The sequence below is a fragment of the Dactylosporangium sp. CS-047395 genome (assembly GCF_050942185.1).
In the GTDB taxonomy this organism is placed as follows: Bacteria; Actinomycetota; Actinomycetes; order Mycobacteriales; family Micromonosporaceae; genus Dactylosporangium.
On sequence record NZ_CP192015.1, the window covers coordinates 4,753,071 to 4,775,781 of the forward strand.

Here is a 22,711-nt window from a genome sequence, read left to right on the forward strand (position 1 = left end):
CTCGATTACTCTCAGTCACCGTCTACCCACTGCGGGGCCGCTCACACGAAGGTGTGTCGCGCGACGGCCCACGGGTAGCAGGAGCCTTCATGAGCACCAGAGGCATCGCGGCGCCGGGCATCATCCTGGGCGTCGGGCTTGGCGGCTTCGTCGACGGCATCCTGCTGCACCAGCTGCTGCAATGGCACCACCTGCTGACCGGGCGGGTCTCCGCCGACACCGTGTCCGGGCTGCGGATGAACACCCTCGGCGACGGCTTCTTCCACACGTTCACCTGGCTGGCGGTGCTGATCGGGCTGGCCATGCTGTACTCCCGCGTCACCCGCGAACGTGCCCAGCTGTGGGCGTCCCGGGTCCTGTGGGGCTGGATCGTGGCCGGCTGGGGCCTGTTCAACCTCGTCGAGGGCCTGATCGACCACCAGATCCTCGGCATCCACCATGTGCGCAGCGGACCCGGGCAGCTGTGGTGGGACCTGGGCTTCCTCGCGCTCGGCGCGGTGCTGGTCGGGATCGGCCGGCTGCTGCGCCGCCCGGACCCGGCCCGGTGAACCACACCCACGCCGGCACGCTGCCGTTGCTCGTCGTGGCGGCCGCGGTGGGCTACGAGACCCTGGCCCTGCTCACCGGGCCCAGCCGGCGGACGCTGGTCTTCCTGGCCGGCTGTACCCTCGTGGTGGCCGGGCTCGATCCCGCCGTGTCGCCGTGGCCGGCCGGGGACCTGCGCACGCACATGCTGCAGCATCTGCTCACCGGCATGCTCGGCCCGCTCGCGCTCGTCCTCGGCGCGCCGGTCACCCTGCTGCTGCGCACGCTCCCGCGGCGCGGCGCCCGGTCCCTCGGCCGGATGCTGCGCGCCGGGCCGGTGCGCGCGGTGGCCGATCCGTGGGTCGCGCTCGCGCTCAGCACCGGCGGGCTGGTCGTGCTCTACTGCACGCCGCTCTACGCCGCGGCCGCCGCCGACCCCGGCCTGCACGGGCTGCTCCACGTGCATTTCCTGCTCAGCGGGTACCTCTTCGCGTGGGTCGTCGCCGGCCCGGACCCGGGCCCGCACCGGCCGCCGGTGCCGATGCGCCTGGTCGTGCTGGGTGTCGCGGTGGCCGTGCACGCGAGCCTGGCCCAGTTGATGTACGCCGGGATCCTCGTCGACCTGCCCGTGCCCGATGCCGAGCGGCGGGGCGCGGCCGAGTTGATGTACTACGCCGGCGACATCGCCGAGCTGCTCGTCGCCGGGGCGCTCGTGGCCTCCTGGCGACCGGTTCCGCGGCGCGCGGCAGGGGTCGTTAAGCTCCCGCGGTGACCGTTGCGCCCGTCGAGTACAACGTCTGGTACATCATCGGCGTCTTCATCGCCAACGGCATCGGATGCGTGCTCGCGGTCTTCGCCCTGGTGCGGATGACCGACGAACGGCGCTCCACCGGCAACCGCGCGTTCCTCGTCGTCGCGGCGGCCTGGGGCCTGATCGAGACCGCCCGCGACGATGCGCTGTTCGTGCTCGCGACGGCGGTACACCTGCGCGACGACGGCGTGCGCTTCTTCCTCGCGCCGGGCCTCGGGCTCACGGTGCTGTCCATGCTCATCGCGATCGCCGTGCTCGGCATCGCCGCCGCCCGCCCCCGGCCACTGTGGACGATCATCGCCGGGGTGACCGTCGGGCTGCTCACCGCCGCGATGGTGGTGCAGTCGGTGCTGTCGGCGCGCACCGGGTACGCCGTCTCGATCGACGTGCCGGCCGCGGTGGCCATCGCGGCCGGGCTCGCCGTCGTCACCTCGGCGTCGGTGTTCCTGGCGACCGGCGCGACGGCCCGCCGGCGGATGTCGGTCCCGATCATGGTGCTGGCGGTGTGCATGACCGCGGCGCAGTACCTCCTCGCCGGGGAGATCCTCACCGACCTGTCCTCGGTCGTCGACAGCGAGATCGGCGTCGGCGCGATCGAGGTCATCTTCATCTCGGCGGCCACGTTCTTCGTGCGCACGCTCGGCCTGACCGTCGTGAGCATGACCGACGAGGGCCGGGTCGACCAGCCGGCCTCGCCCGACCTCTTCTAATCCCAGATCTCAGCGATGTTGATGCCGCCATTGAGAAAATCAAGGTTTGAGCGTTGACTGCTTGAGATTCTGAAGGTACAAATGATTTGTGGAATGGCAGGAGCTGACGGATCTGACCCGGGGGCAACCGTTCACCGTCGAACGGGTCCGCCTCGCCGGCAGCGGCATCGCGATCGAGGGCCAGTTCGAGCCGCCGCAACTGGCCCAGCTCGGCCTGGACGACCAGGTCTTCGTGGCCGCGTTCGTCCGCGCCCACGGCTCGATCAAGGAGATGGAGCGCATCTTCGGGGTCAGCTACCCGACGATCAAGGCGAGGCTGAACCGCATCGCCGAACGCCTCGACTTCGCCGAACACCTCGAGGTCGCCGAGCCCGCCGCGGCCCCGGCCGAGGCCGACGTCGTCGACCGCCTGCAACGCGGCGAGATCAGCGTCGAGCAGGCCCTGGCCGAACTGGAGCGGTCCCGATGATCCCGCAACTCATCACGCTGCGGTACCGCCGCCCCGACCACCGCTGGCGCCGGCTGTACGTCCCGGTGCTCCCGCTCGTCCTGCTCCTCTCGCCACTGCTGATCCTGGCCGCGATCGGCGGCGTGATCGCCTGCGTCATCTTCAGGATCGACGCGCTGGGCGCCCTGCGCGGCGCCGGCCGGGTCTTCTGGGCCCTGCCCGGCAGCCGCTTCGACCTCGACGACGGCCGGTTCGGCCTCGAGGTACACGTCATCTGAGTCAGACAATGGGGGACCAACTCGTGCACGAGCAGCGCCGCCGCATCCTGGACATGCTCGCCGAAGCCAAGATCACCGCGGATGAGGCCGAGCGCCTCATCGCCGCGCTCGACAAGGAGCAGCCGCCCGCGCCCGCCTCGCCGAAGGGCCGCCCGAAGTACCTTCGCGTGCTCGTGCACGCGGACGACAGTACAACCGAGGGAACCACCCGCATCAATGTCCGTGTCCCGCTCCAGCTCCTGCGGGCCGGCGTGCGGCTCACCAGCCTCATCCCCCCGGTCGCGCTCGAACGGGCCAACACCGAGCTGGAGAAGAACGGCGTCCCGATCGACCTCACCCAGCTCAAGCCGCAGCAGCTCGAGGAGCTCATCGACCAGCTCGACGAGGTCAGCATCGACGTCGACGACCCCGGCGCCAAGGTCAAGGTCTTCTGTGAGTGACGAGCCGGACGCGAGCACCTGATGCTGATCGCCAGACTCCGCCGGACCGCGATGACCTGGCGCACGGGCATCCTGATCGCGGCGCACACCTTCGCCATGGCCGTCTACCGCCGCAGGGCCGTCTGAGCTTGCATCCGGTACCGCGGTACAGGCTTACCGTCGAGCCATGGACGCACCCATGGAAGCACCTGATGCCTGTACGCTGCCGACCGCCGAACAACCGTTGCGGCTCGCCGAGTTCGACGCGCTGTTCGCCAGAGCGCTGCGCTCCGTCGAGGTTTTCGGGGCCACGCGGGCCCGGATGGTGTTCGCCGGGCCCGAAGACCTCGAAGACACCGTGAGGGACCTTGCCGCACGCGAGGCCGCCTGCTGTTCGTTCTTCGCGTTCACGGTGACGCCGGGGCGCGGCGGGGTCGCGCTCGACATCGAGGTGCCGCCGCGGTACGGCGACGTGCTCGAAGCCCTCGTCCAGCGGGGATCTACACTCGGCGGGTGCTCGAGCTTGACCGGTTGAAGATCGGCTACGGGGACCGGGTCGTCATCGAGGAGCTCAGTCTCGCCATCGGCGCCGGGGAGGGCGTCGCGCTGCGCGGGCCCAACGGGATCGGGAAGTCGACGGTGCTGCGCTGTGTGGCCGGGCTTCTCGCGCCGGCCGAGGGCGTCGTCACGGTCGACGGGGAGCGGGCTGATGAGCGGAGTGCGAGCTTCCGCCGTACCGTTGCCGCGCTTTTGGAAGCCCCGGCCTGGTATCCCGGATTGTCCGCGCAGGAACACCTGACGCTGGTCCGCCTGGCCAACGCGCCGGTGGGGGCCGAGTGGTTCGCGGAGGGGGAGCTCGCCGCACGGCTGGGGGTGGACGAGTTCGCCGACGCCACGCCGGGCAGTCTCTCGTCGGGGCAGCGGCAGCGGCTCGCGCTCGCGATGGTGCTCGACCGGCCGAGCCGGCTGCTGCTGCTCGACGAGCCGGAGCGGCACCTCGACCAGGCGGGGCGGGCTACGGTCGCGGCGCTCATCGACGAGTACCTGGCGAAGGGCGGCGCCGCGCTGCTCGCCTCGCACGATCCGACCGTCACCGGCGGCTGTGAGGTCGTCGAGCTGGGGCACGACTGGGTCGAGGACGAGTGAAGGCCGGGCCGGTCCGCCGGTACATCCGCCAGCGTCAGCGCGCCGCCGGGGGAGGGTCCGACCGCTTCGAGACCATCTACACCCTGGCGCTGCTGGTGGCGATGGTCGGGTACATGATCTGGGCCCAGCTGCAGTCCATCCTCAGTGGACAGACGACGGCCCCGCCCGGGGTGCGCGAGGGTGTGGTGCTCGCGGCCGGGCTCGCGTGGACGGCCGCGCTGCTGGCGATGTCGGCCGCGCTCGGGCCAGTGTCGACGTCCGCGCCGGCGCTGCAATGGCTGTTCACCGCGCCGCTGGACCGGCGGGCGCTGCTCACCCCGGGTGCCGCGCAGGTGCTCGGGATCGGGCTGCTCGCCGGGCTCGCGCAAGGGCTGCTCACCCTCACACTGTCCACTGTGGGCGCCGGGGCGGTGCTCGCCACCGCGGTCGCGGGCGGCGTGCTGGTGCTCGGCGGCGCCGCGCTCGTGCAGTCCGCGTCCCGCCGCCCCGCGCGCCGGCTCTCCGCGACGGCGACGGTCGTGGCCGTCGCGGCCGCGGTCGTCGGGGTGCTGTCGGCGACCGGCACCCCGGTCGGCGTCGTCGCCGCGACCGGCCCGTGGGGGTGGCCGTTGCTCGCGGGCCGGCACGAGTGGATCGCGATCCTGGTCGCGCTGGCCGCCCTCGGGATTCCGATTCCGCTCTGGTACCGCCTGCGCTCCCTCACCCTCGCCAACCTCACCGACGCCGCGCAGAGCAGCGGGGCCGCCACCGCCGTGTTCTTCACCCTCGACCCGGGCCTGGCCTCGCGCGCCGCCGAGGACCGCCGGTGGCGCGGCCGCCGGCTCGGCCCCGACAAGCTGCTCCGCCTCCCCGGCCGCTGGGCCGCGACGGGCCAGGACCTGCTGCTCGTGGCCCGCTCGCCGGTCCGCCTGCTGCTGTCCGCCGCCCTCACCACGGTGCCGGTCCTCGCCACCGGGCTGCCGGTGTCACGCTGGGTGATCGCCGCGGCCTGGTTGCTGTGCGGGATTTTCGGAGCCTCCGCCGGTACTGCCAATGCTCGCCGGGACCGCGACGACCCCTCCCTCGCGCGGTTGCTCGGCCTCACCGACGGCCAGCTGTTCACCGGCCGCGTCGCGGTGCCGGTGCTGGTGTGCACCGCATGGTCCACGATCGCCATGACCGCCGTCGGCGCCCAGACCGGCGGCCCCCTCGGCACCTGGGCCCTGCTCGGCGTCTGCGCGGGCCCGGGCCTGGCCGCGGGCGCCCTGCGCTCGGCCCGCCGCCGCCAGGTCCGCCACGACACCGCCCCGGTGGTCTCCCCGATGGGCGGCATGATGCCCACGGGTCTGTTCGTGTGGCTGGGCGCGGGCGTCGACGTGGCGCTGATCGCCCTCTGGCCGGCCCTGTTCGCGATCGTCACCAAACACCCGGAAGCCGCGCTCACGACCCAGATCCTGCTCTCCGCCGGCACCCTGGGCGGCATGATCGTGGCCGGCCGCCGCAGCTAGCCGATCCGCGCAACATAGGCAACCGCGGGACCAAAGTGCGTGACCGTTACCGATGCCGCCGGCCGCGGGCGCCACGTAGACAGGCACCATGACGACAGCCGACGGCCCGGTCACCGCCCACGACATCGCGCTGCTGCACGACGCCCTCGACGCCATCGGCATCGACGTCGACGAGACGGAACGGGCCGGCGGGCAGGCCGGGCCGACCACCCGCGCGGCGGTGGCCCGGCTGCACGCCCTGCTCGGCCTGCCGGCCGGCGGCGACATCGACCGCACCACGATCGAGCTGGCCCGGGGTGCCCTCGCCCGGCTCGGCAACGGCCGGGCCGTGGATCCGGGCGAGAACCAGTCCGTGGTGGAGGGCTCGGTGCACGACGGCGACGGTGCACCGATGGCCGGCGTCACCGTCGTGGCGTTGCGGCGCGGGCTGCGCGACGCGGCCGAGCTCGGCCGGGCGGTCACGGACGGACAGGGCCGCTACTCGATCGCCTATCAGGCTGAGGCCGCCGTCGACCTGCAACTCGATGTGCTCGACGCAGGCGGCACGCGGCTGTTCCGCTCGGAGGTCCGGCACCGGGCCGGCACCCGGGCCGAGATCGTCCTGGCGCTGGGCGCCGACGGTCGCACCGAGCCGCCCGAGGCGGTGCGGGTCGCCGACGCCGTCCGCGGTCTGCTCGGCCCGCTGCGGCCCGAGGAGCTCGCCGAGAACGAGCAGCACCGCGACCTGAGCTACCTCGCCGAGGCCACCGGGTTCGCCCGCGAGCACCTGGCCTTCTACACCGTCGCGGTCCGCCTGGCCGGGCTCACCGCGCTGCCCTACGAGCTGTTCTACGCCCTGCTGCGCCAGGACGTCCCGGCCGACGCCGAGGTGATCGTGCTCGCCGCGACCGGCGGCGGCGCCGACCTCGACCGCAACGCCGCCGCCCTGCTGCGGGCCGTCTACGCGGCCCGGCCGGAGGTGCGCGCGACCGCGGTCGGGCACGCCGTGCGCGAGGGCATCCTGGCCCCCGGCTACGCCAAGCGCGCCCAGGCCGACCTGGCCAAGCTCACCACCCTGGCCGGCAAGGCGGCGCTGACCGTGCCGCTGCGGACCAACAAGACGCCGATCGGCACCGTCCTGGACGCGGCCGGCCTCCCGGGCGCGAAGCAGGAGCTGTTCCTCACCCTGTTCCGCGGCTCGAACGACCCCAGCGAGGAATTCTGGGCCGACCTCGCCACCCGCCCCGAGTTCGGCGCGACCGACGTCGCCACGCTGCGGTTCGCCACCACCGTCGGCGAGGCGACCCGGGGCCACCTGCCGCTGATCACCTACCTGCTCGGGCGCCGCCAGGCCGGGCAGTTCCCGCACACCCGCGACCTGGCCCGGCTCGACGCCGCCGGGTGGAAGGCGATCGTGCTGGGCACCGGCGGCGGCCCGGTGATCGGGGTGCCGCCGAACCTGACCGCGCAGGACCCCGATCAGGCCGTCGAGGCCTACACCCGGGTGCTGGAGCGCACCTTCGAGCGGCTGCACCCGACCACCGCGTTCTCCGCCCGGCTGGCCGCCGACCCGGCCCCGCCGCTGCCGGCCAAGGCCCTCGTCACCGGCTTCCTCGACGCCCAGCCCGGGTTCAACCTGCTGCGCTCCGACGTGGACCGGTTCATCAAGGACAACCCCGCCGCGGTACGCCCGGCCGACCGCCCCGCCGTGCGCGAGGCCCTCCTGACCGGCCAGCGGGTCCTCAAGCTCACCGGCCGGTACGCCACCGCCCGGGCCCTGCTCGCCGACGGGCTGCACTCCGCGCAGCGGGTCTACGCGATGGGCGGCGCCGCGTTCCGGCAGGCCTACGGCGCCCGCCCGGAGATCGGCCCGGCCGAGGCGGACCGGATCTTCCGCGCCGCCGAGCAGACCTACGGACTGGCCCTGACCGTCGCCATGAACTTCAACGGCCAGCTCGCCGGGGTCAGCCCGGCCGCCGCCCAGCAGCCCGCCCCGGTTGTCGGCGAGGACTTCCCCAACGTGCAGACGCTGTTCGGCTCGCTCGACCTGTGCGCCTGCGAGCACTGCCGCTCGGTGCTCGGGCCGTCCGCGTACCTCGTCGACCTGCTGCACTTCCTCGGCCAGCGCAAGATCGCCGGCGGGTCGGTCAAGTCCGCGCTGCTGTCCCGCCGGCCCGACCTCGCCCAGATCGAGCTGAGCTGCGCCAACTCCGGGACCGTGCTGCCTTACCTGGACCTGGTCAACGAGCTGCTCGAGGACGCGGTCGCCCCGCCCGCGAACCCCGCGGCGGCCGCCCGGGCCCGGCAGACCACGCTGAGCACCGACGAGCTCAACGCCCACCCGGAGCACGTCAACAACGCCGCCTACGCGAAGCTGGCCGGGGCGGTCTTCCCCTGGGGGCTGCCGTTCGACCTGCCGCTGGCCGAGGCCCGCACCTACCTCGGCCTGCTCGACACCGACCGCCCGGCGCTGCGCCGGGTGCTCACCCCGCCGGCCGCGCCCGGGTCGCCGGCGTCGGTCACCACCGCCGTGGAGACCCTCGGGATGTCCGCCGTCGAGGCCGACATCATCGTCGCCGGGCCGCTCGTGGCCGGGCGCAAGCCGTGGGACCACTGGGGCCTGGCCGAGACCGGCAACGCCGTGCGCGACCCGGTGCAGACCGCGACCGTGGTCACCGGCGGCTGGCTCGAGGTGCTGGCCCGCGTGCGGATCCTGCTGCACCGGGCCGGGCTGACCTACCGCGAGCTGACCCGGCTGCTGAACACGACGTTCGTCAACCCGGGCAAGGCGGTGACGATCACCGTGAACCCGCCGGACTCCTACGACCTCGGCGACATGCGGCTCACCGGCCTCACCCCGGACTTCCTGGCGCGGCTCAACCGGTTCGTGCGCCTGCAGCGGCGCCTCGGCTGGGACGCCTACGACACCGACGCCGCCATCGCCGCCCTGCAGCCCGCGGCCCCGGCCGGCCTGCCCCGGCTCAACCCGCTCCTGCTGCGCCAGCTCGCCGCGGTGACCACCGCTGCCCGCCGGTTCGGCATCCGGCCGCTCGCCGCCGTCGCGCTGTTCGGCCGGCTCGACACCCGCGACGTGCCCCCGGTCCCCGGCGAGCCCGCGCCGCGCCCCAGCCTGTACCGGCGGCTGTTCGCGAACCCGGCCGTCACCAACCCGGTCGACCCGGTGTTCACGCTCGACGCGGCCGGCACCGAGATCGCCGCCATCGCGACGAACCCGCAGCTGGCCGACCACCGCCCGCCGCTGCTGGCCGCGCTGGAGCTCGCCGACGACGAGCTGATGACCGCGGCCGGGGCGTTCACCGACGGCCGGCTCACCGTGGCCGGGCTGTCGGCGCTGCACCGCCACGCCGTGCTCGCCCGCGGCCTCGGCCTGTCGATGGGCGAGCTCGCCACCATGCGGGCGCTGGCCGAGCGCCCGGCCGGCAGCGCCGCCCAGCCGATCGACCCGTTCGACCCGGCCCGGCCCGAGGCCCTCGAGGAGTTCGCGGCCGAGGTCGACCGGGTCCGCCGCAGCGGCTTCGGCATCGGCGGGCTCGACGGGCTGCTGCGCGGTACCCCGGCGCAGGACGGCCCGGACGACGTCACGATCGGCACGCTGCTGCGTTCGGTGCGGGCCAAGCTGGCCAAGCTGCGCACCGAGGCCGTCGCGGGCGACGATCCGCGCGGCGAGCACGTGCGCCGGGTGCTCGGCGGGCTGCTCGCGGACGCGGCCGTGACCGAGCTGCTGCGCCTGCTGGCCGGCGAGTCGCCTCTGCCGGAGGACGCCCAGCGGCAGCTCATCGCCAGCGCCCTCGGCCCGTTCGTCGACGTCCCGGCCGTGCAGGCGGCCCTGGTCGGCAGCGGGGCGCTGCGGCCCGGGAAGGAGCGCTACGAGTACGTGCTGGCCCGCCTCGACCAGCACACCGTGCGCGACCAGGGCACGAGCGTGGTCACCCAGGAGCTCGCCGACGCCCTCGGCCTGCCCACCGCCGTCGTCGCGACCCTCGTCGGCGACTGGTTCCGGGCATTCGGCGACAAGGCCCAGACCCTGCTCAGCGAGCTGCTGGCGCTGCCGGACATCGCCCGGGAGCCGGCCGCCGAGGAGCAACCGGTGACGCGGGCCGAGCCGGGGTTCGCCCCGTACTTCGACGCCTACCACCGCCTCGCCAAGGTGGCCCGGGTCGCGGCCGGATTCCGGCTCACCGCGGCCGACGTGACCTGGCTGCACCCGAACGGGGTGGAGGCCGGCTGGCTCGACCCGGCGGCCCTGCCCAGCACGCCGGTGGCGGCGCCCGAGGGCCGGTACGCGGGCTGGCGCCGGCTCGCCGAGGCCGCCGAGCTGCGGCCGCTGCTCGGGCCCGGCGGCGCGGTGACGGACCTGCTCGACCTCGCCCGCGACGGCGCCCCCAAGGCGCAGTACCTGGCCGTGCTCGCCGAGCGGACCGGCTGGCCGGCCGAGAACCTGCGGGTGCTGACCGGCGACCCGGCCAAGCCCGACGACACCGGGCTGCTGAACTTGGCGTACCCGGCGCAGTACCGCAGCGAAATCGCCCTGGCCCGGCTGGCCCCGGCGCTGGCCGCGCTCGACCGGCTCGGCGTCGCGGCCGGCGAGGTGGCGGGCTGGCTCGGCGCCACGGTGACGGCGGCCCAGGCGACCTCGATCCGGCAGGCGGCCAAGGCCCGCTACCCCGCACAGCAGTGGCCGGAGGTCGCCAAGCCGCCCCGGGACGTGCTCCGGGAACGCCAGCGCGACGCGCTGCTGGGCTGGCTGCTGGCCAACCCGCCGGCCGGGGTGTCCCGGTGGTACGACGAAAACGACGTCTACGCCCGGTTCCTGATCGACGTCGCCATGAGCGCCAAGCCGGCCACCTCCCGCATCGTGCAGGCCTCGGCGTCGGTCCAGCTGTTCGTGCAGCGCTGCATCCTCAACCTGGAGCCCGGCGTGCCGGTCGACGCCGGGGCGGACGGCGACTGGCTGCAGTGGCAGTGGATGAGCCGCTACCGGGTCTGGGAGTCCAACCGGAAGGTCTTCCTGTACCCCGAGAACTGGATCGAGCCGGCCCTGCGCCGCGACAAGTCCCCGTTCTTCGCCGACCTGGAGAACGACCTCCTGCAGGGCGAGATCACCAGTGGCACGGCCGAGGACGCGTTCCGCGGCTACCTGGAGAAGCTGCGCGCGGTCGCCCGGCTCAACGTCGTGGGCTACTACCACGAGCCCGGCAACCCGCCGCGGATGCACGTCGTGGCCCGCAAGCCCGGCGTACCGGCCACCTACTACCACCGGATGTGGCTCGACTCGGCCCGCTGGACCGCCTGGACGAAGATCGACCTCGACGTCACCGGCGACCACGTCCTGCCGCAGATCTGGCGCGGCCGCCTGCACCTGTTCTGGGCCGTCATCAACCGCAAGCCCGACCACGTCCAGCCCACGGCGACGATGTCACTGTCCGGCGAGGAGCCGCCGGCCACCCGCGAGCACTACGAGATCAAGCTGTCCTACAGCGAGTTCAAGGACGGCCGCTGGTCGCCGACCGAGACCGTGCCGCAGGCCTACGTGCGCCGGTCGACCGCGATCAGCTCGACGCACGTGGCGCTGCGCACCGCCCAGTACTTCGACCAGCTGCACCTCAACGTGTGCATCAACGGCATGCACCGGGCCCAGTTCGTGTTCCAGGGCGTCGGCAACCCCGTCGAGGTGTACAGCACCGACCCGCCGGACACGCTGGCCGAGATCGACCCCGACACCGACGACATCGGGGTGCTGCCCGCCGAGCGGGTGCTGGCGACGATCAAGCGACCGACCAACAGCCTGCGCCACGGCATGGGGTTCGTGCCGAACCTGCTCGCCCCGTACGCCGCCAACCGGCCCCGCGTCGCGCCGATGACCGCGCTGAGCCGCAACGAGGGCGTGCTCGACAGCATTCAGGTGATGGCCAAGGCGGACAAGTACCGGCTGGTCGTGCCGCACCAGTTCCACCAGTTCGACTCCGCGCTGCCGTTCTTCTACCGCGACCCGAACCGGCAGTACTTCCTCGTGCCGATCTACTACTATCCGCTCGGCCCCGGCTCCTACACCACGTCGCCGCCGCCGTCCGGGTACAGCTACTACTCCTACATCCGCTACCACGCGTTCCCGTTCTACCACGCGTTCGTACCGCTGTTCCTGCGCGAGCTCAACGCCGGCGGCGTCGACCGGCTCTTCGACCGCCGCCTGCAGCTCGACCCGGCCGGCGTTGCCCAGACCACGCCGTTCAACTTCCTGTCGTACTACGTGCCGAACATGATCATCGGGTACATGCCGTCCGAGGGCGTCGACTTCGACAGCAACGCCGGCTACGCGATCTACAACTGGGAGCTGTTCTTCCACGCGCCGTTCCAGATCGGCCGGGCCCTGTCGCGCAACCAGCGGTTCGCGGAGGCGAAGCGGTGGTACGAGTACATCTTCAACCCGGCGAGCACCACCGGCGGCCCGGCGCCGCAGCGGTACTGGGTGACCAAGCCGTTCCACCTGGCCCACACCGCCGACTACCAGAACCAGCAGATCGCACACCTGCTCCAGCTCATCCACGACCGCGACCCGCAGGTCGAGCAGCAGGTCGCCGTCTGGCGGGCCAACCCGTTCGACCCGCACGCCATCGCGGCCCTGCGCCCGGTCGCCTACCAGCGGGCCGTCGTCATGCGGTACATCGACAACCTCATCGACTGGGGCGACCAGCTCTTCCGCCAGGACACCCTCGAGGCCGTCAACGAGGCGACGCAGCTCTACGTCTTCGCCGCCGACCTGCTCGGCCCGCGCCTCGAGCTGCTGCCGCCCCGCGAGGACCCGCCGGCCAAGACGTACGCCGAGATCGAGTCCACCCTCGACGACTTCAGCAACGTCGTCACCGCGGCCGAGAACCTGGTGGCGCCGAGCCAGTCGCTCACCCCGGTCCCGGCCGGGACGCCGAACCTGCCGATCTTCCGCGGCGGGTACTTCGCGATCCCGCCGAACGAGGACCTCCTGCGCTACTGGGACGTGGTCGCCGACCGGCTGTTCAAGGTCCGCAACGGGCTGAACCTCGACGGGGTCAGCCGGCCGCTCGCCCTGCTCGCCCCGCCGATCGACCCGGCGCTGCTGGTGCAGGCCCAGGCGGCTGGGCTCGACCTGAGCAGCGTGGCCGGCGAGACCGGCGGATCGCTGCCGCCATACCGGTTCCGGGTCATCCTGCGCGAGGCGATCGAGCTGGCCGAGTACGTGCGCACGCTCGGCCAGGAACTGCTCGGCGTGCTGGAGAAGCGCGACGCCGACGGCCTGGACCGGCTGCGCGCCGGCGCCGAGGTCGACCTGCAGCGGCGGATGACGGTGCTGCAGGACTACGCGATCGACGAGGCCCAGCACCAGATCGACGCGCTGGTGCGCACCCGCGCCATGGTGAGCACCCGGCAGACGTTCTACCAGGACCGCATGGACACCACGACCAACGACGCCGAGGCGGCCGCGCAGCTGCTCAACACCGAGGGCCTGGTGTCGCAGGTGCTGGCGGGCGCGCTCGACGTCACCGCCGGCGTGGCCCACGTCCTGCCGATGTTCCAGTTCGGCGCGTCCGGCGTCGGCGGCACCCCGCACGCCACGGCGAAGTTCGGCGGCGAGAACGTCGGCCGGGCCGCGAACTCGTGGTCCGCGGTGGCCAAGACCGCCGCGGCGGTGCTGCAGGCCAAGGCCGGGCTGGCCGCCACCGGCGCGCAGTACGCCCGGCGGCAGGACGACTGGCGGCTGCAGTTCGACCTGGCCACCGCCGAGCTCGCCCAGCTCGACACCCAGGACCTGGCGGCCAAGGTCCGCCACGACATCGCGCTGCGCAACCGGGCGAACCACGACACCGTCATCGGCAACGCCAAGGCCGTCGACGAGTACCTGCACACCCGGTACAGCAACGGCGAGCTGTACGAGTGGATGATCGGGCAGACCAGCAGCACGTACTTCCAGGCGTACCAGCTGGCCTACACCGTGGCCCGGCGGGCCGAGCGGGGCATGCGCCACGAGCTCGGCCTCGCCCAGTCCTCGTTCGTGCAGTTCGGCTACTGGGACAGCCTCAAGAAGGGCCTGCTCGCCGGCGACCGGCTGCTGCACGACCTGCGCCGGATGGAGGCCGCGTTCCACACCGACCACGTCCGCGAGCTGGAGCTGACCAAGCACGTGTCGCTGGTACGGCTCGACCCGCACGCCCTGGTCCGGCTGCGGGCCACCGGCGAGTGCCTGGTCGACCTGCCGGAGCTGCTGTTCGACCTGGACAACCCCGGGCACTACCAGCGGCGGCTCAAGAGCGTCGCGGTGAGCGTGCCGTGCGTGGCCGGGCCGTACGCCGCCGTGCCGCTCACCCTGACCCTGCTCGGCAACCACGTGCGGGTCAGCACCGACGTTTCGCCGCAGTACGCCCGGACCTCGGCCGAGGACCCGCGCTTCGCCGACGATCTGGGCGGCGTGGCCACGGTCGTCACCAGCGGCGGGCAGAACGACAGCGGCCTGTTCGAGACGCGGCTCGACGACGAGCGGTACCTGCCGTTCGAACGGGCCGGCGCGATCAGCACCTGGCGGGTCCGGCTCAATCCGGTCTTCCCGCAGTTCGACCCGGCCACGATCAGCGATGTCGTCCTGCACGTGCGCTACACCGCCCGCGACGCCGGCGAGACCCTGGCCGGACCGGCCCGCCAGACGGTGCGGACCCAGCTCAACGACATCGCGCTGGCCGCCGGCCACGCCGGGCTCTACCAGCTGATCAGTGCGCGGCAGCAGTACGGCGGGGCCTGGCACCGATTCCTGTACCCCGGCGAGCGCACCGACCAGGTGCTCGACCTGCCGGTGCGGGCCGACGACTTCCCGATCTTCACCCGCGGCCTGGACCTCACCGCGACCGGCCTCGACGTGTTCGCCAAGCTCACCGGCGGCAGCTACGACCTCGTGCTGACCCGGCCCGGCGGCCCCGAGCTCACCCTCACCCTGCGGGCCGACCCGGCGCTCGGCGGGCTGCACCACGTCGGCACCGCGCTCGCCCCGGCCGTGCCGATCGGGCGCGCCCCGACCCCCGAGCCGTATCCACTGTGGACGGTGAAGGTGCGCCGGACCGGAGCCCCGGACTTCCGCTCGCTCGACCCGGCCGAGATCGACGACCTGGTGCTCGTGGTCCGGTACGAGGTGGCGCCGTGATCGACGACCGCGACCTCGCCTACGTGGTCGGCCGGGTGACCGCCCTCTACGACCCCGACCGCATCTACCTGTTCGGCTCCTACGCCAAGGGCGTCGCCACCGACCGCAGCGACCTCGACCTCATGGTGATCCGCGCCGACGACCTGCCCCGGCGGCTGCGCGGCCGGGACGTCGTCGACGGGCTGTCCGGCCTCGCCATCGGCATCGACCTGCTGTTCCTCACCCCGGACGAGGTCGCGGCGGAGCTGGCCGACCCGTACTCGATCTGCTCCACCATCATGCCGACGGCCCGCGCCGTCTACGAGCGGCCGGCCGCCGGCGGCCGGAGCGTCCGGTGACCGCCGCACCGGCCCTGTCGCTGCCCAAGGGCGGCGGCGCGGTCCGCGGGATCGGCGAGACGTTCGCCACCAACCCGGTCACCGGCACCGGCAAGGTGACCCTGCCGCTGCCGGTCACCCCCGGCCGCGGCGGCTTCGGCCCCGGCCACTCCCTCGGCTACGACTCCGGGTCCGGCACCGGCCCGTTCGGGCTCGGCTGGTCGCTCGGGCTGCCCGCCGTGACCCGGCGCACCGACCGCGGGGTGCCGGTCTACGCCGACGCCGCCGGCAGCGACGTCTTCCTGCTGGCCGGGGCCGAGGACCTGGTCCCCGAGCTGGAGCGGGACGAGGCGAGCGGCGAGTGGCACCCGGTCCGCCTGACCGGGCCGGAGTTCGCCCCCGGCTATCGGATCGAGCGGTTCCGGCCGCGCACCGAGGGCGCGTTCGCCCGGATCGAGCGCTGGACCCGGGTCGGCGACGGCGACACCCACTGGCGGGCGACCAGCCGCGAGAACATCACGACCGTGTACGGCGCCGACCCCGGCTCGCGGATCGCCGACCCGGACGACCCGGCGCGGGTGTTCACCTGGCTGCTCTGCTCCAGCCACGACGACCGCGGCAACGCCATCGCCTACGAGTACAAGGCCGAGGATCTGGCCGGCGTCGACCGCGGTCACCCGGCCGAGACGCACCGCACCGCCGCCGGGGTGGCCGCGAACCGGTACCTCAAGCGCATCCGGTACGGCAACCGGGTCTCGCGCCTGCTCGACCCGGACCTCACCGCGCCCGACTGGGCCTTCGAGGTGGTCCTCGACTACGGCGAGCACGACCCCGGCACACCCACCCCGGCCGAGGACCGCCCGTGGACCTGCCGGGCCGACCCGTCCTCGGCCCACCGCTCCGGCTTCGAGGTCCGCACGTACCGGCTGTGCCGGCGGGTGCTGATGTTCCACCACTTCCCGGACGAGCCGGAGGTCGGCGCCGGCTGCCTGGTCGGCTCCCTGGACCTCGGCTACACCGAGTCGCCGGTGCTGACCCTGCTCACCTCGGCCACCCGCCGCGGGCACCGGCGCTCCGGCGCCGGCTACCTGTCCCGCGCGATGCCACCGGTCGAGTTCGGCTACCAGGCTGCCGAACCCGGCGAGCAGGTCGTCGAGCTCGACCCCGCCTCCCTCGCCGCCCTGCCCGGCGGGGTGCTGCCCGGCCCCGGCCAGCCCGGCGCCCAATGGGTCGACCTCGACGGCGACGGCGTGCCCGGGCTGCTCGTCGAGCACCCTGGGAACGTCCCGGCCTGGCACTTCCATCCCAACCTCGGCGGCGGGCGGTTCGCGCCCGCCCAGCCGGTGCCGGCCCTGCCCTCCGCGCTGGGCCTGGCCGACGGCCGGGCCCGCCTCGTCGACCTGGCCGGGGACGGCCGCCTCGACCTGGTCTCGTTCGCACCCGGCGGGGCCGGGTTCGCCGAGCGCGACGGCGCCGGCGGCTGGGGCCCGTTCACGCCGTTCGCCGCCCTGCCCGCCGTCGACTTCGCCGACCCGAACGTGCGCCTGGCCGACCTCGACGGCGACGGGCTGGCCGACGTCCTGGTGACCGAGCAGGACGGGGCCACCTGGTACCCGTCGCTGGGCGAGGACGGCTTCGGCCCGCCGGCCCGGCTGCCGGCCCACCCGGCGCTGCTGCTCGACGACCGCGAGCAGTCCGTCCACCTCGCCGACATGACCGGCGACGGGCTCGCCGACCTGGTCCGGGTCCGCTCGGGCGAGGTCTGCTACTGGCCCGGTCGCGGGCACGGGCGGTTCGGGGCCCAGGTGGCGATGGCCGCCCCGCCGGTGCTCGCGCCGCCGGCCGAGTTCGACCCGGGCCGCGTGCGGCTCGCCGACGTCGACGGTTCGGGCCCGGCCGACCTGCTGTACCTCGACGGCGACGGGGTCCGGATGTGGCGCAACGAGGCCGGCAACGGCTTCGACGGCGGGCGGCGGCTGGCCGGGTTCCCGCGCCTGGACGCCGGCAGTTCCGCCACCGTCACCGATCTGCTCGGCATCGGTACCGCCCAGCTGGTCTGGTCGACGCCGCTGCCGGGCGACGCCGGGCACCACGTCCGGTACGCCGACCTGACCGGCGGGGTCAAGCCGCACCTGCTCACCTCGGTCCGCAACAACTTCGGCGGGGAGACCCGCATCGGCTACGCGCCCTCGACCGCCTTCCTGCTCGCCGACCGGGCCGCCGGCCGGCCGTGGGCGACCAGCCTGCCGTTCCCGGTGCACGTGGTCGAGCGCTTCGAGATCGTCGACCACGTCGCCCGCAGCCGGTTCGTGACCCGCTACGCGTACCACCACGGCCACTTCGACGGCACCGAGCGCGAATTCCGCGGGTTCGGGATGGTCGAGCAGTGGGACGTCGAGCACCTCGACGCGGTCGCGGCCGGCACCGACCTTGAGGGGCCGGTCGTTCCGACGGCACCGCCGGTGCTGACCCGCACCTGGTTCCACACCGGCACCGAGCATCCCGTGCTGCCCACCGGGTTGCTCGGCGACGCCGTCCGGCCGCCCGGCCTGAGCGCCGACGAGGCCCGGGAGGCCTGCCGGGCCCTGCGCGGCACGCCGCTACGCCGGGAGGTGTACGCCCTCGACGGCACCGATCGCGCGGAGCTGCCGTACACCGTCTCCGAGACGACCGCGACGGCCCGGCTGATCCAGCCCCGGGCGGCCGGCAACCGCCACGCCGTCTTCCTCGTCCACGGCCGCGAGACCCTCGACCTGCACCACGAGCGCGCCACCGCCGACCCCCGCGTCGCGCACACCCTCACCCTCGCCGTCGACGACTACGGCAACGTCCTGCGCACCGCGAGCGTCGCCTACGGGCGCGCGCCCGCCGCGGCCGACCCGGAGCTGACCGCGGCCGACCGGCTCGAGCAGGCCCGCATCCGCATCACCGTCTCCGAGCACCGCTTCACCGGCCCGATCCTGGCCCCGACGGCCTACCGCACCCCGCTGCCGGCCGAGCAGACCGGCTACGAGCTGCTGGGCGTGCCGGGGCCGGCCGCCTTCGGGCGGTACACCTTCGACGAGCTGCGCGGCCACGCCGACACCGCCGCCGAGCACGACCTGCCGTTCGAGCACCCGCACGACACCGACCCGCCGGCACCCGGACCGCACCGGCGCATCCTCGGCCGGACCCGCATCCGGTACCGCCGCGACGACCTCACCGGCCCGCTGCCGCCCGGCACCGCCGAGCCGCTCGCCCTGCCGTTCGACTCCCGGGAGCTCGCCTTCACCCCTGGACTGCTCGCCCAGGCCTACGCCGACGCCGCCGGGCCGCCGGTCGACCACGCCATGCTCACCGCGGCCGGCTACGAGTACGACGACGGCCTCTGGTGGGTCCCCTCCGGCCGGACCGGCTACGGCCCGCCCGGCACCGGCCCGGCCGAGGAGCTGGCGCTGGCCCGCCGGCACTTCTTCACCCAGCGCAGCTTCACCGACCCGTTCGGCAACACCACCACCGTCGAGCCCGACCGCTACGACCTGACCACGCTGGAGCTGCGCGACCCGCTGGGCAACACCACCACCGCGGGGGAGCGCTCCGCGACCGGCGCGGTCACCCCGGCGGTCGACTACCGGCTGGTCCGCCCGGCGCTGCTGACCCACCCGAACGGCAACCGGACCGCCGTCGCCTACGACGCGCTCGGCCTGGTCGTCGCCACCGCGCTGCTGGGCCGGGCGGGCGAGCCGGTCGGCGACACCCTCGACGGGATCGCCACCGACCTGCCCGAGGCGGTGATCGCGGCCGACCTCGCCGACCCGCTGGCCGACCCCGAGCCACTCCTCGGTGCGGCCACCACCCGCGTCGTCTACGACCTCGGCGCCTATCTGCGTTCCCGGGAGAGCCCGGAGCCGCAGGGCGCGGCCGTGCACACCCTGGCCCGGCGCACCCACGCGGCCGACCTCGGGCCGGGGGAGCGGACCGAGATCGAGCACGGCCTCACGTACACCGACGGGCTCGGCCGCGACCTGCAGCGCAAGGCCCTCGTGGCCCCCGGCCCGCTCGGACCCGGCGGCCCGCCCGTCCCCGTGCGCTGGGTGGGCACCGGCTGGACCGTCCGCGACGGCAAGGACCGGCCGGTGCGCTCCTACGAGCCGTTCTTCACCGCCACCCACCGGCTGGAGTTCGCCCGGACCGTCGGCGTCAGCCCGATCGCTCGCCTCGACCCGCTCGGCCGGTCGGTCGCCGTCCTGCGCCCCGACCACACCTACGACCGGGCCGTCTTCGACCCGTGGCGGCAGGAGCGCTGGGACGGCAACGACACGGTGCTGCTCGACCCGGCCACCGACCCGGTCGTCAGCGGCTTCACCGCCCAGCTGCCGCCGGCCGACTACCTGCCGACCTGGCACGCCCAGCGGGCCGGGGGCGCGCTCGGCCCGGCCGAGGCGGCCGCCGCGGCGAAGGCGGCCGCGCACGCCGGCACCCCGTCGGTGGCGTACCTGGACAGCCTCGGCCGCGCCTTCCGCACCGACCAGCGCCTCGGCACCGGCGAGCTGATCACCTCCCGGGTGCTGCTCGACGTCACCGGCCGCCCGACCGCGCTCCTCGACGCCCGCGGCCGGACCCTGGAGCGCGAGACGTTCAGCGTGCACGGGCAGAGCCTGCGCAAGGCGACCATGGACGGCGGGGTGCGCTGGGTCCTGCCCGACGTCGCCGGCGCACCCTGCCACTCGTGGGACAGCCTGGGGCGGCACACCGGGATCGGGTACGACGCCCTGCGCCGCCCGACCGACGTGCGGCTCTCCGAGCACGGCGGGCCGGAGATCGTCGTCGGCCGCACCGTCTACGGCGAGGAGCTGCCCGACGCGGCCGAGCGCAACCTGCGCGGCGCCGTGTACCGCACGTACGACGGGGCCGGGGCGACCACCACCGTCCGGCGCGACTTCAAGGGCAACGCGACCGAGACCCGCCGGGCGTTCACCGCCGGCTACCGCGGCACCCCGGACTGGTCGGCGGCGGTGGCGCTGGAGCCGGCCGAGTACACGACGCTCACCCGCCACGACGCGCTGAACCGGGTGACCCAGCTGGTCGCACCGCACGCCGGCGACGTGGCCGACGTCGTGCAGCCCGGCTACGACGAGGGCGGGCAGCTCGACCGGGTGGACGTGTGGTCCCGGCGGCCCGTGCCGGCCGGACCGCTGCCGCCGGCCTCGGCCGACCTGCCCGCGGTGACCCGCATCGAGTACGACGCGCGGGGCCGCCGGGCCGTGACCGAGTGCGGCAACGGCGCGGTGACCCGGTTCGAGTTCGACCCGCTGACGTTCCGGCTGCGCCGGCTCAGCACCCACCGCAACGCCGAGGCCGTGCAGGACCTGCGCTACACCTACGACCCGGCCGGCAACGTGACCCGGATCGCCGACCTCGCCCAGCCGACCGTGTTCTTCCGCAACCAGGTCGTCGAGGCCACCGCCGACTACACCTACGACGCGCTGTACCGGCTGGTCGAGGCGACCGGCCGCGAGCAGGTCGGCGCCGGCGGGCCGCAACCGGCCGGGCCCGAGGATCCGGGCGGGGAGGCGATCGGCCGGTACACCGAGCGGTACACCCACGACGCGGCCGGCAACCTGCTGGAGCTGGTGCACGCGGCCGTGAACGGGGCCGACGGCTGGACCCGCCGGTACGAGTACGGCGAGCCGAGCGACCTCGAGCCGGGCGTCGCCGGCAACCGGCTCACCCGCACCGTGACCGGCGACGGCCCCGGCGCGGCGTACACCCACGACGCCCACGGCAACCTGACCACGATGCCGCACCTGTCCGTGCTCGCCTACGACCACGCCGACCGGATGCGGGCCTCGGCCCGGCAGGTCGTGACGGCCGGCACCCCGGAGACGACGTACTACACCTACGACAACGCCGGGCAGCGGGCCCGCAAGGTCACCGACCGCTCGGCGGCGGCGGACGGCCCGCCGCCCACCCGGGCCGCGGAGCGGCTCTACCTCGGCGGCTTCGAGATCTACCGCGAGTACGCCGGCGACGGGGTCACCGTCGTGCTGGAGCGCGAGACGCTGCACGTGCCAGGCGGCTCGGCCCGCCTGGCGCTGGTCGAGACCCGCACGGCCGGCAGCGATGCGGGGGCGGCGCGGCTGGTGCGGTACCAGTACGGCAACCACCTCGGCTCGGCGGTGCTGGAGCTCGACGAGGCCGCCCAGGTCATCTCCTACGAGGAGTACCACCCGTACGGCAGCACCGCCTACCGGGCCGCCCGCAGCGCGCTGGAGGCGCCGAAACGGTACCGGTTCACCGGCCGCGAGCGCGACGCCGAGACCGGGCTGCAGTACCACGGCGCCCGCTACTACGCGCCCTGGCTCGGCCGGTGGACGACGCCCGACCCGATCGGCACCGGCGACGGGCCCAACCGGTACTGCTACGTCGGCAACGCCCCGACCACCCGGACCGACACCACCGGCACCACCGCGGACACGCCCGGTACGGATGATCCCCCTTCGTTCCTGTCCAAGCTTCGCGACGTCGTCGACACGCTGCTCAGTCCCGATGTCCTGGGCAAGATGGTCGAGGAGTACGAGGCCCGGCTGCGATGGGAGAAGGCGGACCGCATGATCGCCGCCGCCGAGATGCTCCAGGCGCGCGACGACGGCCTGGTCGCGCTCGGCGGGGACGTCGTCAAGAACGGCAAGGTGGTGAAGGAGGGCATCGTCAGTCAGCAGCTGCGGGAGATCGCCACCGCACCTGACGACAAGGACATCGGCCAACTGCTCCAGCTCGGTACGGCGCACATCATGCTGCGGATGGTGGAGCGGGCGCGGGAACGGCGGGCCCAGACCGTCGCCGATCGGCCGGACGCGCCCATGGCGGTCGACATCACCATCTACAGCCTCAACCGCAAGCCCGAGAAGCCGGATTCGACGTCGCCGCACCGCAACGGTTCGGCCCTGGACATCGGCCGGTATGCCGGATACGGCGTGCACTTCAGCGCGCCCCAGTCGTCGATGGCGGCGACGTCGCAGTTCTACGCCGACATGCTCGGCGACGGCAGCGACTCCGGGCCGGTCGCCGCGAAACTGGGGCTGGGCCTGGTCCGGCTGCCCAAGATGGATCCGGCCGGCGCGGCGAAGGAGCAGGGCGACGCGTTCAAGCGCCCGTACTACACCTGGGAGCAGCGGATCACGCCGAAGCTCGAGTCGACGGTGCACTACATCCTCAAGCCGGAATGGGCCAAGTTCGGGCCGTTCTTCCTGCCCCGGGAGGCGAAGATCGGCGGCGACACCCCGGACGTGGGCAACGTCATCGGCCGGTTCGTCGACCCGGGCGTGCGGTCGACCTTCGAGCGGCTGCGGGCGAGCGACCCGACGGACATGCTCAAGTACGTATTCGCCGACGGCTGGGACCACTTCCACGTCGACGTGCAGCGCTGAG

At 74.0% G+C, this 22,711-nt stretch carries 12 protein-coding genes; all 12 read left to right on the forward strand.

What is annotated here, in order from left to right:
• Positions 1–89: 89 nt before the first annotated feature.
• Positions 90–548, forward strand: coding sequence for a DUF2243 domain-containing protein (locus ACQP00_RS22325; RefSeq protein ID WP_433222018.1), 459 nt, complete (start codon positions 90–92; stop codon positions 546–548).
• Complete coding sequence (locus ACQP00_RS22330; RefSeq protein ID WP_433222020.1) at positions 545–1,297, forward strand: cytochrome c oxidase assembly protein; 753 nt, start codon at positions 545–547, stop codon at positions 1,295–1,297. Before ACQP00_RS22325 ends, ACQP00_RS22330 begins: the two co-directional genes overlap by 4 nt.
• Positions 1,294–2,046, forward strand: coding sequence for a hypothetical protein (locus tag ACQP00_RS22335; protein ID WP_433222022.1), 753 nt, complete (start codon positions 1,294–1,296; stop codon positions 2,044–2,046). Before ACQP00_RS22330 ends, ACQP00_RS22335 begins: the two co-directional genes overlap by 4 nt.
• Before the next feature lie 88 nt (positions 2,047–2,134).
• Entirely contained in the window at positions 2,135–2,515 is a 381-nt protein-coding gene (locus ACQP00_RS22340; protein WP_433222024.1) for a DUF2089 domain-containing protein, read from the forward strand.
• Complete coding sequence (locus tag ACQP00_RS22345; RefSeq protein WP_433222026.1) at positions 2,512–2,772, forward strand: hypothetical protein; 261 nt, start codon at positions 2,512–2,514, stop codon at positions 2,770–2,772. The genes ACQP00_RS22340 and ACQP00_RS22345 overlap by 4 nt, the downstream gene beginning before the upstream one ends.
• An 8-nt stretch (positions 2,773–2,780) precedes the next feature.
• Positions 2,781–3,212, forward strand: coding sequence for an SHOCT-like domain-containing protein (locus ACQP00_RS22350; protein WP_433222028.1), 432 nt, complete (start codon positions 2,781–2,783; stop codon positions 3,210–3,212).
• Positions 3,213–3,378: 166 nt separating this feature from the next.
• The gene (locus ACQP00_RS22355) at positions 3,379–3,726 is read left to right on the forward strand and encodes a hypothetical protein (protein ID WP_433222030.1); all 348 of its coding nucleotides are present in this window, start codon (positions 3,379–3,381) and stop codon (positions 3,724–3,726) included.
• Entirely contained in the window at positions 3,705–4,337 is a 633-nt protein-coding gene (locus tag ACQP00_RS22360; protein WP_433222032.1) for an ABC transporter ATP-binding protein, read from the forward strand. The genes ACQP00_RS22355 and ACQP00_RS22360 overlap by 22 nt, the downstream gene beginning before the upstream one ends.
• Positions 4,334–5,824, forward strand: coding sequence for a DUF6297 family protein (locus ACQP00_RS22365; protein ID WP_433222033.1), 1,491 nt, complete (start codon positions 4,334–4,336; stop codon positions 5,822–5,824). The genes ACQP00_RS22360 and ACQP00_RS22365 overlap by 4 nt, the downstream gene beginning before the upstream one ends.
• Positions 5,825–5,912: 88 nt before the next feature.
• Positions 5,913–14,984, forward strand: coding sequence for a neuraminidase-like domain-containing protein (locus tag ACQP00_RS22370; RefSeq protein ID WP_433222035.1), 9,072 nt, complete (start codon positions 5,913–5,915; stop codon positions 14,982–14,984).
• Positions 14,981–15,322 carry a nucleotidyltransferase domain-containing protein gene (locus ACQP00_RS22375; RefSeq protein ID WP_433222037.1) on the forward strand — a complete coding sequence of 114 codons (342 nt, stop codon included), beginning with the start codon at positions 14,981–14,983 and terminating at the stop codon, positions 15,320–15,322. The genes ACQP00_RS22370 and ACQP00_RS22375 overlap by 4 nt, the downstream gene beginning before the upstream one ends.
• Entirely contained in the window at positions 15,319–22,710 is a 7,392-nt protein-coding gene (locus ACQP00_RS22380) for a SpvB/TcaC N-terminal domain-containing protein (RefSeq protein WP_433222039.1), read from the forward strand. Before ACQP00_RS22375 ends, ACQP00_RS22380 begins: the two co-directional genes overlap by 4 nt.
• Position 22,711: the final 1 nt, after the last annotated feature.